This window comes from Synechococcus sp. WC10meta, from assembly GCF_047461475.1.
Window position 1 is genome coordinate 1 of sequence record NZ_JANSHF010000004.1, and the last position, 15,431, is coordinate 15,431.

The window sequence follows — 15,431 nt, forward strand, 5'->3', positions numbered from 1 at the left end:
CCACTAGCTACGGGTCGTGGAAGCAGGAAGAAAGCGTCAACCTGGAGCAAAAGTCCGCTTTTGTCCAGCGTTGTATAGGTCTTTCAGAGCGGTAGGATGGGTTCTACTTATCCCAGCGGGGGCTTGTCGTCCCGCTCTGTTCCATGATGGCCAACCCTCCTTCTCCACTGCGCAGCCAAGTCGTCACCCAGGGAGTGCAGCGCTCTCCCAACCGCGCCATGCTCAGGGCAGTGGGCTTCCGCGATGAGGATTTCGGCAAGCCCATTGTCGGCATCGCCAACGCCCACAGCACCATCACCCCTTGCAACATCGGGATCCAAGCCTTGGCCGAGCGGGCTGAAGCTGCCCTGAGGGAGGCCGGCTGCATGCCTCAGGTCTTCGGCACCATCACCATTAGCGACGGCATTTCCATGGGCACTGAGGGAATGAAGTACTCCCTGGTGTCGCGGGAGGTGATTGCCGATTCCATCGAGACGGTGGTCAACGGCCAGAGCATGGATGGTCTCTTGGCCATCGGCGGCTGCGACAAGAACATGCCGGGGGCGATGATCGCCATGGCCCGCCTCAACGTGCCCTCTATCTTTGTCTATGGCGGCACCATCAAGCCCGGCCACTACAATGGCCGCGACCTCACCATTGTCAGCGCCTTTGAAGCGGTAGGGGAGTATAGTGCTGGCCGCATCTCTGAGGAAGAGCTGCTGGCAGTCGAGCGCCACGCCTGCCCCGGTGCCGGATCCTGCGGCGGCATGTACACGGCCAACACCATGTCCAGCGCCTTTGAGGCTATGGGCATGAGCCTGCCCTATTCCTCCACCATGGCGGCAGAGGACGAAGAGAAGGCCGAAAGCGCCGCTCAATCGGCCAAAGTCTTGGCCGAAGCCATCAAAGCTAATATCCGGCCGCGGGACATCATCACCCGCCAGAGCATCGAGAACGCCATTTCGGTCATCATGGCCGTAGGGGGATCCACCAACGCCGTGCTCCACTTCCTGGCCATTGCCCACGCGGCAGAGGTGCCCCTGACGCTGGATGACTTTGAGACCATCCGCGCCCGCGTGCCTGTTCTCTGTGACCTCAAGCCTTCGGGCCGGTTTGTAACCACTGATCTGCACCGGGCCGGCGGGATCCCGCAGGTGATGAAGATCCTGCTCAACCACGGCTTGCTGCACGGCGACTGCCTCACCATCTCTGGACAAACAATTGCCGAAGTCCTGCGGGACGTGCCGGACGAGCCCAGCCCAGATCAAGAGGTGATTCGCCCCTGGCATAGCCCCCTTTACCCCCAAGGGCACATAGCCATCCTCAAAGGCAACCTCGCGCCTGAAGGGGCAGTGGCCAAGATCAGCGGCGTCAAGAATCCGAAGATCACGGGGCCAGCGCGGGTCTTCAACTCGGAAGAGTCCTGTCTGGAGGCTATCCTCGCCGGCCAGATTCGACCGGGGGACGTAGTGGTGATCCGCTACGAGGGCCCTAAGGGCGGCCCTGGCATGCGGGAGATGCTCTCCCCTACTTCGGCCATCATCGGCGCTGGTCTAGGAGATAGCGTGGGGTTGATTACCGATGGCCGCTTCTCTGGCGGCACCTACGGCATGGTGGTGGGCCATGTGGCCCCTGAGGCCTATGTAGGCGGCCCCATTGCCCTCGTGGAAGAAGGGGATTTGATCACCATCGATGCCCCTGCTCGCCTCCTCCACCTGCATGTCAGCGAAGAGGAGCTGGCCAGCCGCCGCGCCCGCTGGGTTCCGCCCGAGCCCCGCTACAAACGAGGTATTCTGGCCAAGTATGCCAAGCTGGTCTCCAGCAGCAGCCTGGGGGCGGTGACCGATCTGAACTTGTGGGAGTGAACGGGAGGGGAGTTCGGGCTGCTGAGCCTTCCCCTGAGTACCGCCTCCCTCAAGAGCCTTCGCGGCTCAGCCTGCTGGAGTGAAGGGCCGCCAGCGGCTCCCATTGCTGGGCTTGCTGCTTAAGCCGCTTAATCAACTGCTTGCACACCACCTCGCACAGCTCAAAACAGACGGGATCTGCAATTTGGTAGTAGACACTCACGCCCTTGGGCTCGCGGCTGACGATCCCTGCCTGCGCCAGGATCTTGAGATGTTTGGAAACGTTGGCCTGGCCCATGCCAGTGGCCTCTAGGATTTGGGTGACGTTCTTGGGCCCCGAGCGCAACTGACACAGGATCTGCAGGCGGCTGGGCTCCGCCAAAACCTTGAAGTACTCCGCCACGCTGGTCAGCACTTCTGGCGTCAGGGTCAACTGGCGCTCGTCTTTGCCGCCTTTCGCGAGCTCGTCCCCATCCATAGACCGTCTTGAGGGCTGTGCTGGCTTGATTTTAACACTAAATGGTTATATAGTGTTTCCAGAGGCCCAAATGGCGTTCAGGTCTTTGCCAACAGACAGAAGGGTAACATGCTATTTCGCCAACTGTTCGACGCCGAGACAAGCACTTACACCTACTTAGTTGCAGACCCAAACGCCCGCGAGGCGGCGCTGGTGGATCCCGTATTGGAGCAGGTGGAGCGGGACTTGAAGTTAATTCGAGAGCTGGGTCTGACGTTGAAGTACTGTCTCGAGACCCACGTTCACGCCGACCACATCACCGGCACGGGCAAGCTGCGCGAGTTGACCGGCTGCCAAGGGGTGGTGCCAGTCCAGGCCAAAGCCCAATGTGCCGACCGCTTCATTGGCCATGGGGAAACGCTGCAGGTGGGATCCATCACCATCGAGGCCATCGCCACCCTGGGCCACACCGACAGCCACATGAGCTATCGCGTCCATGGGGATCGCATTCTCACCGGAGACTCCTTGCTCATTCGCGGCTGTGGGCGCACGGATTTCCAAAGTGGGGATCCTGGCCTGATGTACGACCACGTTACGCAGCACCTGTTTACCCTGCCAGACGAGACGCTGGTCTATCCCGGCCACGACTACCGTGGGCACACCGTCTCCACCATTGGCGAAGAGAAGCGCTGGAACCCCCGCTTTGTGGATCTACAGACGGGCAAGCTGCGTTCGCGGGAGAGCTTCATCGCCTTGATGAACAGCCTCAACCTGCCTCAGCCCAAGAAGATCCAGGAAGCCCTGCCCGCCAACGAGCAGTGCGGCCAAGTGGCAGCCGCGGTTTAGTGGGGCAAACCCTCTTGGGTGGGAGAGCCTGGCTGTAAAGCCTGCGGGGCTAGCTAGACTTCTCCGAGCTGGCGGGTCAGAAGGGGGAGGGTTGAGAGTGGATCCAGAAAGTCTCTATGAGAAGGATTTCTATGCTTGGACTCAGCAACAAGCTCAATTTCTGAGGAAGCGGGCTTGGGAGAAGCTAGACCTGCCCCATTTGATTGAGGAGATGGAATCGTTGGGCAGGCAACAGCGGCAAGAGCTGCGCAACCAGCTGGGGGTTTTGGTGGGGCACCTCCTGAAATGGGAGTATCAGCCGCAGGCTAGATCGGTAAGCTGGCTTCTTACCCTACAGGTGCAGCGACAGGAGGTTCTAGATCTGCTGGAGGAAAGCCCAAGCTTGAGGCCCTATTTGCCGGAGGCCATCTCCAAGTCTTACCTGAGGGCGCTCCAGCTAGCTCTGGAAGAGACCAAGCTGCCCAGAAAGACTTTTCCCAAGACGTGTCCTTACGCTCCCGAGCAAATCCTGGATAGCCAGTTTTACCCTGGCGAGCCCAGCAGGTTGCTTGAGGAAGAAGGTTAGTTACCCGAGGAGGAAACCAATGACTGTAGCCCGACAAAATCCTACGCCTTCCGCTCAGCAGGAACGGGATCCCCGTCTCAAGGAGATCGACGCCCTGACCTTAAAGCAGTGGCTGGATCAAGGGCGGGTACAGCTCATCGATGTGCGGGAGCCGGCAGAGTACCATGACGAGCGGATCCCGGGGGCGATCAACATGCCTCTATCTACCTTTGACCCGGCCAGGGTGCCGGCCTCGACGCCGGAAAAACCGGTAGTGTTGCAGTGTCGCATGGGCAGTCGCTCCATCCGCGCTGCCTGTCAGTTGCTAGACCACGGCTGGCCGGAGGTGCTTAGTCTAAAAGGCGGGATTGAGGCTTGGAAGGCTGCCAAGCTGCCCACCACCCGCACCCGCAACGCGCCCATTTCGCTAATGCGGCAGGTGCAAATTGCGGCGGGATCCCTGGTGCTCACCGGAACCTTGCTGGGAGCCTTTGTCCATCCGGCCTGGCTGGTGTTGAGCGGCTTTGTGGGAGCTGGGCTGGTGTTTGCCGGGATCACCAACACCTGTGGTCTGGCGCTGCTTTTGGCCCGCATGCCCTGGAACCGAGGTCAGGCCCTATGAGCGGGATCCCTTCCTCTTCCAGACAGGGAATCCCGGCGCGCTACCTGCCCTTTACCAGGGATTCCTTGTGGTGGCTTCGGTATCGGCCAGAGGATCTGCCAGGGGATCTCATTGCCGGACTGGTTACAGCCACTCTCCTGGTGCCTCAGAGCATGGCCTATGCGCTGCTAGCTGGGCTGCCTCCCCAGACAGGTCTCTACGCTGCTATCCTGCCGGTCATCGCCTACGGCTTTCTAGGATCCAGCCGAGCTTTGTCGGTGGGGCCGGTGGCCATCATCTCCTTGCTGGTGGCCTCGGGCTTGGAGCCGCTGGCTGAGCCGAGCAGCCCGGAGTATGGCCGGTTGGCGCTGGGCTTGGCTCTAGAAGCGGGCCTGATCCAGGTAGGGGTAGGGCTACTGCGGCTGGGGTTTTTGGCCAATTTCTTGAGCCGCTCGGTGGTAACGGCCTTTGGCAGCGCCGCAGCCCTAATCATCGCCTTCAGCCAGCTCCGCCATCTGTTGGGGGTGAAGATCGCCAACACCGAGTCCTTCTGGCTGCTGCTGCAACGGCTTTGGCAGAGCCTGGAGGGGGTAAACTGGGTCACCCTGGGGCTGGGGCTGTTGGCCATCACCCTCTTGGTGTACGCCCAGCAGAAGCTCCCCGCTCAACTGCGCCGCTGGGGGATCCCGCCTCTCTGGAGCCTACTTCTCACCAAGGGCGCGCCGCTGGGAGCCGTCTTCCTGACCACGCTGCTGGTGTGGGGGTTGAACCTCTCGGAAAGATCAGGAGTGGCGGTGGTGGGATCCATTCCGGCGGGTTTGCCCCCCCTGACCTTCCCTTGGCTGAGCTGGCCAGAGTGGCGAGCTTTGCTGCCCACAGCCTTGGCCATTAGCTTGGTGGGCTTTACAGAAAGCTATGCGGTAGGTCAGTCGCTGGCCAGCCAGCGGCGGCAGAAAGTGGATCCCAACCAGGATCTGGTGGCCCTGGGGGTGGCCAACCTGGCCGCAGCCGCAAGTGGTGGCTACCCGGTAACGGGTGGGATCAGCCGCTCAGTAGTTAACTTTCAGGCCGGGGCCAACAGCGGCCTGGCTTCGGTGGTGACGGGATCCCTGATAGCCCTGGCGGTGAGCTGGCTGATGCCTCTGTTTACCTTCCTGCCCCAGACGACCCTAGCAGCTATTGTGCTGGTGGCAGTGCTGGGACTGGTGGATTTTCACCCCTTGCTGCAGAGCTGGCGCTACGACCGCGGCGATGCCTTGGTTTGGTTGGCTACCTTTGCCGGCGTGCTGGGGATCGGGGTGGAGCCGGGGATTGGGCTGGGAGTGCTGGTGTCTATCCTCCTCTTCCTCTGGCGGGCCAGCCGTCCCCACATCGCCATTGTCGGCCAGGTGCCTGGCACCGAGCACTACCGCAACGTGCTGCGCCATGAGGTGCTTACCGATCCGCGCATCCTGGCAGTGCGGGTGGATGAAAGCCTGTTTTTTGCCAACGCCGCCTACCTGCAGGAGTATCTGCTGCAAGAGGTGGCAGCGCGGCCAGCAGTGGAACAGGTGCTGCTGGTGGCCAGCGCCATTAACTTCATCGACGGCAGCGCTTTGGAGGTGCTGACTCAGTTGGTGGAACGTCTGCGCCAAATGGGGGTGGGCTTTGCCCTGGCCAAGGTGAAGGGGCCGGTGATGGATCGCCTCAAAATGGCGGGGTTTGTGGAGAAAGTGGGCGCCGAGCGCTTCTTCTTGTCCACCCACCAGGCGATGCAGGCTCTCAAATCCCAGGTGACCTCTATGCCGGCAGCCGCTTCCGGATGAGCACAATCGGCGTTTGCTCTGCCGCATTGCCCGCCGGGTTCTTGCGCAGAGCCTGCTCCACCAGCTCCCGCTCCACACCTGGGCTGGCCGCCAAGACGTTGACTTCGCCCAGGTCGTTGGCATCCACAATGGCCACCTCGTAGCCGGTCTGGGCGTAGAGCTCGGCCACCAGCTTGGCTGGATCCCGTGGTCCCAAGACAATGAACTGGTCATAGGGGGGCAAGGTGCCGGTGACATCGTCGATGAGATCCGCCTGCTCCCCCGCCAGGGCATAGAACACCCCTGGGATCCCCAGCAGCTTAGCCAGGGATCCCGCCACAAAGGCCCCCAGTACTCGCCAGGCCCCCGAACAGTCAATGAGCGTCTGCATGCCATAGCAGCTTGAGAGACTGGTCTTGGAGGGGAAGAAGTAGCACAGGGTGCGAGCCAGCCAGCCAGGCTGCACCTGCAGGGGATGGCGAAAGTTGCCCTGCACAATGGCTACAGCACTCTCGGAAAGGGCCACGACATCGCCGGGTTGGAAGTGGGGGCCCACGTAGCGCCGCAACACCTCAGCCAGGTCATCGCTGGGGGTGAGCAGATGGGTGGGAATGGCAGCCCAACTCACCAGCCCCTGCTGCTGCCAGCACAGCTCCGCCAAGGGATCCACTTCCTGCAGCGGCAAGATGAGGTGGCTAGTCTTGAGGGTACGCCGCTGCCGCCCGTACTGGACGTAGTCCAGCTCCAGCCAGGCCGAGCGCAAATCTGCCAGTCCTTCCCCCCCTAGTTCAATCTCGACTTCTAGGCCAGTCTGGCTTTGGGGGGTGATGATGTAAGCCTGCCAGTAGTTGTCTTGGCGAGGAGGCAAGTCGGGGTGACGGGAGCGGAGGCGAATTTGGGTATGGATCCCCTCGACGGAGCTGGTGCTGAGCAGATGCAGTCGCGGCTCCACCTGGGCCAAGGTGACCTCAAAAAGGGGGTTGAGATTGCGGGCGACAAAGTCGGCCTGGATGAGCCAGCGGTCGGGGCTGAGGCGGTTGAGGCGCCAGCTCTGCGGCTCCACCACCAAGCAGTCGGCGGGGCGGGTTCTTAGCCAGTACAGCAACGTCCCCCCGCTCAAGAGCAGGCCGGCCGCCACCTGGATCCAGGCCGAGGGATCCCACAGCCAACGCCCGATCCCCCAGAAGCTCAAGAGCATCCCACCCAGTACCCCGGCCACCACACCTCGGCTCACCATCCGGATTGTTGCCATCGGGATCCCACTCCTTCGTTAAGCCCTGCTAAAGCCTCTCCCTTCCTTCAAGTTCGCTCCCTAGACTACAGGTACCGGCCAAGCCCTAGCCATCCTACCGGGAAGCCGAAAGCAAGCTGTAGCAGAATCTCTACCCACATTTCCATCTCAAACACTTAGACTGCAAATAGGTTGCATTCTTTGGTTGCCATGGCCCAGAAACAGTGGTTCAAAAGCTTTGACGACATGATCCAGGGATCCAAAACTCCCATTCTGGTGGATTTTTACGCCACCTGGTGTGGTCCCTGTCAGGTAATGGCGCAGGTGTTGGAGCAGGTGAAGCCCCAGGTGGGGGACGCCATTGCTTTCGTGAAGGTAGATATAGACAAGTACCCCAACATTGCCGCTCGCTGGGGGATCTACGCCGTGCCGACCCTCATCTTGTTCAAGGACGGGAGGCCGGTTGACCGCATCGAGGGACTGCTGCAGCCTCGCGCCTTGGTGGAGCGGTTGCGGGCGCAAGTCAATCTGTCGGTAGGCTAGGTCCCGGCCGACGGCTAGTTCCCGGATAGGCAGCGAGGGCGGCACTAGGTCTTTGCCAGGGCTTGAGGGCTATTTGGGTGTGCCAGTTCTACACGTCCACCTGCCGGGAGAGGTGCCCTACCGCAAAGCCTGGGCTTGGCAGCAGACCAGACTGACCCAGATGATCCGCAATCCCCAGCTACCGGATGGGCTACTGTTGCTTACCCACCCGCCGGTGTACACCCTGGGGGCAGGGGCTGATCCCAAGTTTCTCAAAAGCCTCCCTGGACAGATAGGATCTCCGGACACTCAGCCAGAGTCCCCTGCTACTGGAGGGCCGGAAATCCTGCGGGTGGAGCGGGGCGGCGAAGTGACCTACCACGGGCCAGGGCAGTGGGTGGGGTATGCAATCCTCAACCTCAAACGCCACTGTCTGGATATCCACTGGTACCTACGCCAACTGGAGCAGGTGGTCATCGAGACTGTGGCTTACTTTGGCTTGAGGGGGGAGCGGATCCCTGGCCTAACGGGGGTTTGGGTGGAAGGGCACAAAGTGGCCGCCATTGGCATCAAGGTCTCCCGCTGGATCACCTACCACGGCTTTGCCCTCAACGTCTGTCCAGATCTAGCTGCCTTCGAGGCCATCGTGCCCTGTGGGATCCCTGACCGACCTGTGGGATCCCTGGTGCAGTTTTGTCCGGAGGTGACGATGGCTGCTGTGGCCCCAGTGCTGGTGAAGTCTTTTTGTGAAGTCTTCGGGCTGCAGGCCCAGGCAGTTTCCCTAGAGGAGTGGCTGGGGGGCAAGGAAGAAAGCTGAACTTAGCCGGTTGCTTACTCCACCCCCAATTGGCGCAGCAGTTGCTGAATGATGGTTTGATCGGCAAAGTTGCCGCTTTTGGAAAAGAGAGCCAACGCCTGGCGAAAGTCGGCCATAGCGGCCTCTCGCTTCCCCATTTGCAGGTGGGCTATGCCACGGCTGAAGTAGGCTTCCGGGATCCCCGGATCCAACTGGATGGCCCGCTCGGCATCGACCAGAGCTTCTTGGGGCTGGCGCAAGGAGTTGTAAACGTAGCTGCGGTTCACGTAGGCCGGCGCATAGGTGGGATCCAACTGCACTGCTCGATCCAGATCTGCCAAAGCCGCCATCGGATCCCCCCGCAACAACTTGAGGGATCCCTGCCAGTTGAACTCAGAAGCCGTTTTGGGGCCTGAAGTACTCTCAGCAGGAGTTGGCAAAGAGAGAGCAGGGGCAGCAGCCAAGAATGCTGTTAGGAAACTGATCAGGGCCACCCTTCCCAATCGACGCTTCATTGGCTCTGCACTGCTAAGGATCCCAAGCCACTCCAGCATAAACTGTCGGCAAGAGGGGCAACTCTTGAACCTCAATTGGACTTAAAAGGAAAGCTTCTGGAATAGATGAGAAACAGGCAGGGCAAATCCTGGAATGACTTCTTCACCCTCTAGAAGATCTACCGATTTGAGGAGACGATCGGGCTCTTCAGAGCTGCGATACACCAGGATGTAGTGCTCAATGGGGTGGACGAGCCAAACCAGGCGGCTGCCATTTTCAAAGTACTCCACCAGCTTGTCATGAATTTCTTCGATTGTATTGCCGGAAGAGAGCACTTCAACAGCCAGATCGGGGGCACCCTCTAAAAATCCTATGGGCAGTTCGGTCATGCCCTGCAAGCGTTCTTTGGCAAAAAAAGAAATGTCAGGGGAGCGCCAATTGCCACTCTTCATCTTAAAAGCAGTGCTGGAATCTAAAACGACTCCCAGCTTCTTGGACAAAACGTAGGGGGCTAAAGCCGCTAATAGGAGACTGCAGACATAACCATGGAGTGCCCCTGCACTTCCCATATCAATTGGCTTTCCATCAACAACTTCATAGCGATGCCCCTCTTTGGACAACGCCATGAAAGCTTCCGCTGTCCAAGATCTTCCTTCCTGCGATAGCGCAGCTCCAAGGGTCATCTGCAAACTCCCTGTTGCTTCTAGGTCAATTTCCCGCTCTTAAACAGTCTGGCGGCAGCGTAGGTCAAAGCTGCGGGGATAACTCAAGCGGGGAGGCCAAACGCTAGAATAGCTTGGCTTATCCTATCGTACTGACGGGAAAGGCACCTTGATCGAGCGCTACACTCTGCCGGAAATGGGCCAGATCTGGTCCACCGCCCACAAGCTCCAAACCTGGCTGCAGGTAGAACTGGCCGTTTGTGAAGCCCAGGCGGAGCTGGGGCGGATCCCTCAAGAGGCCCTGCAGGAGATCAAAGCCAAAGCCGCTTTTGACCCAGCGCGGGTTTTGGAAATTGAGGCGGAAGTGAAGCACGACGTCATCGCCTTCTTGACCAATCTCAACGAGCACGTGGGTGAGGCGGGACGTTACATCCACCTAGGCCTGACCAGCTCGGATGTGTTGGATACAGCCCTGGCCCTGCAGCTAGTGGCCTCTGTGGAGCTCCTGCAAGCTCGCCTAGCGGATCTCATCGCTGCGCTGCGTGAGCAAGCTCGGCAACACCGCTACACCCTCATGATTGGCCGCACCCACGGCGTCCATGCTGAGCCCATCACCTTTGGCTTCAAGCTGGCCGGCTGGCTGGCCGAGTGCCTGCGCCATCAGGAGCGCCTGGCGCGCCTGCGGGAAGTGGTGGCCGTGGGAAAGATCTCTGGGGCTGTGGGCACCTACGCCAATGTGCCCCCCCAGGTGGAGCAGTTGGCCTGCGCCCGCTTGGGCCTCAAGCCGGATACGGTCTCAACCCAGGTGATCTCGCGGGATCGCCACGCCGAGTATGTGCAGACTTTGGCCTTGATTGGGTCTTCCCTGGAGCGCTTTGCCACCGAGATCCGCCACCTGCAGCGGACGGAGGTGTTGGAGGCCGAAGAGTACTTTGCCCCCGGCCAAAAAGGCTCCTCCGCCATGCCTCACAAGCGCAACCCCATCAAAGCCGAACAACTGACAGGGATCGCTCGCCTCCTAAGGGGGTACGCCCTCTCGGCCTTGGAAAATATCCCCCTCTGGCACGAGCGGGACATCTCCCACAGCTCGGTGGAGCGGGTAATCCTGCCCGATGCTTCCATTCTCTGCCACTATTTGCTGGTCAACATGGCGGATTTGGTGCGCCACCTACAGGTTTACCCTGCCAACATGGAGCGCAACCTCACCCTCTACGGCGGTGTTGTCTTCAGCCAGCAGGTGCTTTTGGCTTTAGTGGAAAAGGGCTTGAGCCGTGAGGAAGCCTACCGTCTTGTCCAAGAGAATGCTCACCGCGCCTGGAACCAGCCTGGCGGGGATTTCCGCGCCAATCTGCTGGCAGATCCCCGGGTGATGGCCCACCTGAGCGAGGCGGAGTTGCAGGCCTGCTTTGACCCGCAGCGGCACCTCACCCACCTAGACGAGATCTTTGCCCGCCTGGGCATTTGAGGATCCCCTATGGTTTGGCAGCGGCAGCACGTTTTGGGCCTGGCGGATTTTACTCCGGAAGAATACCAGATCGTTTTGCAAACCGCCGCCAGCTTTCAGGAAGTGTTGACCCGGCGGCTGCCCAAGGTGCCCACCCTGCAGGGAAAGGTGGTAGTGACGCTGTTTTTCGAGCCTTCCACCCGCACCCGCAGCAGCTTTGAGCTGGCGGCCAAGCGCCTGTCAGCCGATGTGCTCAACTTTTCCCCCGGCACTTCTTCCCTGGCCAAGGGGGAAACCATTCTGGATACAGTTCGCACCTTCTTGGCCATGGGCTCCGACGTGCTCATCGTCCGCCACGCCCAGGCCGGGGTGCCGCAGCAGTTGGCCGCCGAGATCGACCGGCGCGGATCCCATACGGGGGTGTTGAATGCGGGAGACGGCCTGCACGAACACCCCACTCAAGGGCTGCTGGATTTGTTTACCCTCTGTAGCCATCTGGATCCCCAGCGGCCTCGCCTCGAGCTGCTCCAGGGGGTGAAAGTGGCCATTGTCGGCGACATCCTCCACTCGCGGGTGGCTCGCTCCAACATCTACGCCCTGGTGGCTGCTGGCGCAGACGTCCACCTGGCCGGCCCACCTACCCTGCTGCCGAAAGACTTTGCTCAGTTTGTACCCGGCCATACCCTGCCAGTGCACTGGCAGTTGGAGCCAGCCCTGGAAGGAGCCCGCTTTGTCATTGCCCTGCGCTTGCAGCAAGAGCGGATGAGCGAATTCCTCCTCCCCAGCTTGCAGGAATACCACCACCTTTTCGGCCTCACCCGGCAGCGGCTGCGCCTGTGCCACCCAGAAGTAAGGGTCTTACACCCCGGTCCGGTTAACCGCGGCGTCGAACTCAGTTCTGAGGTGATGGAGGACCCCGACCTCAACCTCATCGAGCGGCAGGTTGCCCACGGCGTGGCGGTGCGCATGGCGCTGCTGTACCTGATGGGGGGCGGGGGCGGATCCCAGCCTAGAGCCCAGCTCTACCGCTAGTCTGGCTTGCTGGCGGCTCCTTGTTGGTAATGATGGGATCAAGACCTTACCCCTAGAGAGGATCCCTATGACCATTGTCGCCGCTGAAAAGCTGCAGGGCTTGCTCTCGGAGCTGGCCGACATTGAAACCATTACTGATCCGTCAGAAGTGGCCAAGTTGTCCCTGGACTTTTACCACTACAGCCCTGTGCTCAGCCGGCAGTTGAGCGACAAGCGAGGGGATGTGGTGGTGCGCCCAGCAAACGAACAAGAGGTCAAGCGAGTGGCAGCAGCCTGTGCCAAGTGGCGGCTTCCTCTCACCGTACGGGGGGCGGGCACTGGCAACTACGGCCAGTGCATTCCCCTAGCTGGCGGCGTGATCCTAGAGATGAGCAAGCTCAATCAGGTGATCTGGGCCAAGCCGGGGCTAGCGCGGGTGCAGGCAGGGGCCAAGCTGGCTGCCATTGACAAACACACCCGCGAGATGGGTTGGGAGATCCGCATGGCTCCTTCCACCTACCGCACAGCCACCATCGGCGGCTTCATTGCCGGGGGCAGCGGCGGCATTGGCTCCGTTACCTACGGCCAACTGCTGGATCGAGGAAACATTCTAGGACTGCGGGTGGTGACGGTGGAGGAAGAGCCGCGGATCCTGGAGCTGCGGGGAGACGACGTGTTCAAAGTCAGCCACGCCTGGGGCCTCACCGGGATCATCACCGAGGTGGAGATCCCCCTGGCGCCGGCTTACCCGTGGGCAGAACTGATTGTAGCCTTCCCTCCTGAGGGGGGGTTTATGCCCTGCGCCCGGTTTGGCCAGGCTCTGGCCGCTGCCGATGGCATCCTAAAAAAACTCATCAGCCTGCATGCTTGGCCGATCCCCAGCTATTTCGCGCCGCTACGGGGTTATTTGCCGGAGGGATCTGCGGTAGCCCTGTTGATGGTGGCCGAATGCAGCCTGGAGCCGCTGCTAGAGCTCATCCGGGAGCATGGCGGCCAGGTGGTCTACAACAAAACGGCCCAGGAGGCCGCCAAAGGGATCTCGCTGGGGGAATTTTCCTGGAACCACACCACTCTGCACTGCCGCAGCGTGGATCCCAATTTGACCTATCTGCAGTCGATTTTCCCGCCTGACCGGGAGCTGAAGCTGGTGCAGCATCTGTACGAGCACTTTGGCGACGAAGTGCTGATGCACTTGGAAATGATTCGCCTTGGGGGACAGGCCACCCCCGTGGGTCTCCAAATTGTCCGCTTTACCACCGAAGAGCGGCTCAACGAGATCATGCGCTACCACGAGGCCCAGGGAGTGTTCATCGCCAACCCCCACACCTTCATCCTCGAAGAGGGAGGCCGCAAGGTGATGGATCCGCGCCAGGTCCGTTTCAAAGAAGAGGTGGATCCCTATGGGCTGCTCAACCCGGGCAAGACGCGCACCTGGCAAGGCCGAGCCTCTGCTTAAAAGGGGGAAGGCAGATGCTGGGGCAATAGCAGCAGCAAGGGCGGGAGAAACAGCCAAGCTGCCACCGCCACAGAAGCCAGCGCTGCCACCAACACTGCCCCAGCAGCACAGTCTTTGGCAACTTCTGCCAGCAGGTGATAGCGACTGCCCAAGGTGAGATCCACCACTGCTTCTAGGGCAGTATTCACCAGCTCGAGAGCCATCACCAGACCACTGGTCAGGCTGATCAAGGCCATCTCCACGGCGCTCAACCGCAGGGCCAGGCCCAAGCCAAAGGCCAACACCGCTGCCAGGAGGTGGATGCGAAAGTTGCGCTGGGTGCGAACGGCGTACAGCAAGCCCCTGCCCGCATAGTAAAAACTCTTGCCCAGGTTGGTGGCCACGCACCAAGAAAGGGGGCGCCGCCAGGGATCCTCCCTTGGAGACTCAACCGGGGCCATAGAATCATCTGCCCAGCGCAGGGGCGAGGGAAAGCGACTAGGGCTGTCGGCCATGAGCCACCTCCAAATCTTCTTGGATGGCAGCAAGCAGGTTTTGCTGTTGCTGTAGCATGCGCTGTAGGGAAAGTTCATCGGGGTGATCCCACCCCAGAAGATGCAGCAGCCCGTGACTGGCCAGCCAGGCCAGCTCGTGGGACAGTGAGTGTCCTTGCGCCTTGGCCTGGGCGCAGGCGGTAGGCACAGAAATCACAATATCCCCCAGTAGACGCACTCCTGTTAGCTTCTGCACCTCCACAGGAGCAGCCATTTCCTCAGCGGCAAAGGCCAGCACATCGGTGGGGGCGTCGATGTGACGAAACTCGCGGTTGAGCTGGCGAATGCGTTCGTCGGAAGTAAGGCAGAGGCTGAGTTCGCAGGGATCCGTCACCCCCAGCTTACCCAACCAAACCTCAAACCAACGTCGCCAAGTGGCCTCCTCAATGGGGCTGGGGACCTGCAGCTCCAGGTACAGATCCAGAAACCCCTCCATGCAGCTCTCGCTCACACCATGCCCCCTATTCTACTGGCTTGCTCAAGTTAAGCTCGGCTTGGGAGCTGGGGCTGCCTTCCTCTGTTCGACAAGCTGCGCCAGCGCTTGCCGTAGCCGGTTTTCCAACCTCTGTTGGCTATCGTTAAACAACTCCGCCGGGAACAGATCCCCAGCAAGGCCGACGGCCCAGGCCCCTGCCCGCAAGTACTCCGCAGCATTGGCTAGGGTAACCCCGCCGGTTGGGATCAAAGGCAGGGATCCCAGCACTGGCTGGAGGTGGCGCAAGTAGCGGGGTCCTCCCAGGCTTTCTGCTGGAAACACCTTCACTGCCGCTGCCCCTGCTTGCCAAGCTCTCCAGATCTCGCTGGGGGTGAGCGCACCGGCAACGATGGGCAGCCCCACCTCCTGGCCCCAGCGGATGAGGTTCTCGTCGGTGAAGGGGCAAACACAGAACTGGGCTCCTGCCTGCCAAGCTTGCTCTGCCATCTGCCGATTGAAGACACTGCCCACCCCTACCCAACACTGCGGGTACTCCTGTCGCAGGTGGCTAACTAGCTGCAAATACTGGGGAACTTGCGTGGTGATTTCGATGTGGCGGATCCCGGCTCGGATGGCCAGAGTGGCCCCCGCCAGGGCTTGGGCGTGGCTGGCCAAGAGGCGAATCACGGCAATCAAGGGCTGCTGCCATAAGTCAAGTAGCCAGAGGTGCTGTGACCCATTCCTGAAACTGCGTTCAGAACTCTCGAAGGCCATCTTTTGCAGTTGCCCAGCTTAGGTTTACCACCATTTT

16 protein-coding genes and 1 pseudogene are annotated in these 15,431 nt (G+C 60.7%); 10 read left to right on the forward strand and 7 right to left on the reverse strand.

The window, feature by feature from the left end:
* Positions 1 to 146 precede the first annotated feature (146 nt).
* Positions 147 to 1,844 carry a dihydroxy-acid dehydratase gene (ilvD, locus tag NW804_RS02890; protein ID WP_414422817.1) on the forward strand — a complete coding sequence of 566 codons (1,698 nt, stop codon included), beginning with the start codon at positions 147 to 149 and terminating at the stop codon, positions 1,842 to 1,844.
* Positions 1,845 to 1,893: 49 nt separating this feature from the next.
* On the opposite strand, the gene NW804_RS02895 is transcribed toward ilvD, so the two are convergent.
* Positions 1,894 to 2,301 (reverse strand): ArsR/SmtB family transcription factor, encoded by a 408-nt coding sequence (locus NW804_RS02895; protein WP_414420679.1) that lies wholly within the window; start codon positions 2,299 to 2,301, stop codon positions 1,894 to 1,896.
* Positions 2,302 to 2,409: 108 nt separating this feature from the next.
* Here NW804_RS02895 and NW804_RS02900 point away from each other — a divergent pair, with 108 nt between their 5' ends.
* The 4 genes from NW804_RS02900 to NW804_RS02915 all read left to right on the forward strand — a co-directional run bounded on the left by NW804_RS02900 (position 2,410) and on the right by NW804_RS02915 (position 6,076).
* Positions 2,410 to 3,126 carry an MBL fold metallo-hydrolase gene (locus NW804_RS02900; protein ID WP_414422818.1) on the forward strand — a complete coding sequence of 239 codons (717 nt, stop codon included), beginning with the start codon at positions 2,410 to 2,412 and terminating at the stop codon, positions 3,124 to 3,126.
* A 97-nt stretch (positions 3,127 to 3,223) separates the two neighbouring features.
* Positions 3,224 to 3,691: a DUF29 domain-containing protein gene (locus tag NW804_RS02905; protein WP_414422819.1), complete on the forward strand. Its 468-nt coding sequence runs from the start codon at positions 3,224 to 3,226 to the stop codon at positions 3,689 to 3,691.
* Between the two features lie 19 nt (positions 3,692 to 3,710).
* The gene (locus NW804_RS02910; RefSeq protein WP_414410666.1) at positions 3,711 to 4,292 is read left to right on the forward strand and encodes a rhodanese-like domain-containing protein; all 582 of its coding nucleotides are present in this window, start codon (positions 3,711 to 3,713) and stop codon (positions 4,290 to 4,292) included.
* A 65-nt stretch (positions 4,293 to 4,357) separates the two neighbouring features.
* Positions 4,358 to 6,076, forward strand: a complete 1,719-nt coding sequence (locus NW804_RS02915; protein WP_414422820.1) for a SulP family inorganic anion transporter — start codon at positions 4,358 to 4,360, stop codon at positions 6,074 to 6,076.
* Here the strand turns inward: NW804_RS02915 and NW804_RS02920 are convergent.
* Positions 6,051 to 7,307: a hypothetical protein gene (locus tag NW804_RS02920; RefSeq protein WP_414422821.1), complete on the reverse strand. Its 1,257-nt coding sequence runs from the start codon at positions 7,305 to 7,307 to the stop codon at positions 6,051 to 6,053. The genes NW804_RS02915 and NW804_RS02920 overlap by 26 nt on opposite strands.
* Before the next feature lie 189 nt (positions 7,308 to 7,496).
* Here NW804_RS02920 and trxA point away from each other — a divergent pair, with 189 nt between their 5' ends.
* Positions 7,497 to 7,829 (forward strand): thioredoxin, encoded by a 333-nt coding sequence (trxA, locus tag NW804_RS02925; protein ID WP_414394061.1) that lies wholly within the window; start codon positions 7,497 to 7,499, stop codon positions 7,827 to 7,829.
* A gap of 79 nt (positions 7,830 to 7,908) precedes the next feature.
* Positions 7,909 to 8,625, forward strand: coding sequence for a lipoyl(octanoyl) transferase LipB (lipB, locus tag NW804_RS02930; protein ID WP_414410615.1), 717 nt, complete (start codon positions 7,909 to 7,911; stop codon positions 8,623 to 8,625).
* Between the two features lie 14 nt (positions 8,626 to 8,639).
* Here lipB and NW804_RS02935 read toward each other — a convergent pair whose 3' ends face one another.
* Together NW804_RS02935 and NW804_RS02940 are read right to left on the reverse strand one after the other, a co-directional pair.
* Positions 8,640 to 9,119, reverse strand: a complete 480-nt coding sequence (locus NW804_RS02935) for a tetratricopeptide repeat protein (protein ID WP_414422822.1) — start codon at positions 9,117 to 9,119, stop codon at positions 8,640 to 8,642.
* An 81-nt stretch (positions 9,120 to 9,200) separates the two neighbouring features.
* Complete coding sequence (locus NW804_RS02940; RefSeq protein ID WP_414410617.1) at positions 9,201 to 9,782, reverse strand: Uma2 family endonuclease; 582 nt, start codon at positions 9,780 to 9,782, stop codon at positions 9,201 to 9,203.
* A 148-nt stretch (positions 9,783 to 9,930) separates the two neighbouring features.
* Here NW804_RS02940 and purB point away from each other — a divergent pair, with 148 nt between their 5' ends.
* The 3 genes and pseudogenes from purB to NW804_RS02955 all read left to right on the forward strand — a co-directional run bounded on the left by purB (position 9,931) and on the right by NW804_RS02955 (position 13,672).
* Entirely contained in the window at positions 9,931 to 11,226 is a 1,296-nt protein-coding gene (gene purB / locus NW804_RS02945; RefSeq protein WP_414394053.1) for an adenylosuccinate lyase, read from the forward strand.
* A 9-nt stretch (positions 11,227 to 11,235) separates the two neighbouring features.
* Positions 11,236 to 12,218 (forward strand): annotated as a pseudogene (locus NW804_RS02950) (aspartate carbamoyltransferase catalytic subunit).
* 86 nt (positions 12,219 to 12,304) lie between these two features.
* Positions 12,305 to 13,672, forward strand: a complete 1,368-nt coding sequence (locus tag NW804_RS02955) for an FAD-binding oxidoreductase (protein ID WP_414422823.1) — start codon at positions 12,305 to 12,307, stop codon at positions 13,670 to 13,672.
* On the opposite strand, the gene NW804_RS02960 is transcribed toward NW804_RS02955, so the two are convergent.
* From NW804_RS02960 to eda, 3 genes are read right to left on the reverse strand one after another with little or no spacing between them, the layout of a single operon-like run.
* Complete coding sequence (locus NW804_RS02960) at positions 13,669 to 14,112, reverse strand: diacylglycerol kinase family protein (RefSeq protein WP_414394048.1); 444 nt, start codon at positions 14,110 to 14,112, stop codon at positions 13,669 to 13,671. The two genes, NW804_RS02955 and NW804_RS02960, sit on opposite strands and share 4 nt — an antisense overlap.
* A gap of 37 nt (positions 14,113 to 14,149) precedes the next feature.
* Positions 14,150 to 14,656 carry an rRNA maturation RNase YbeY gene (ybeY, locus tag NW804_RS02965; RefSeq protein ID WP_414394046.1) on the reverse strand — a complete coding sequence of 169 codons (507 nt, stop codon included), beginning with the start codon at positions 14,654 to 14,656 and terminating at the stop codon, positions 14,150 to 14,152.
* 27 nt (positions 14,657 to 14,683) lie between these two features.
* Positions 14,684 to 15,394 (reverse strand): bifunctional 4-hydroxy-2-oxoglutarate aldolase/2-dehydro-3-deoxy-phosphogluconate aldolase, encoded by a 711-nt coding sequence (eda, locus tag NW804_RS02970; RefSeq protein WP_414422824.1) that lies wholly within the window; start codon positions 15,392 to 15,394, stop codon positions 14,684 to 14,686.
* Between the last annotated feature and the right edge of the window lie 37 nt (positions 15,395 to 15,431).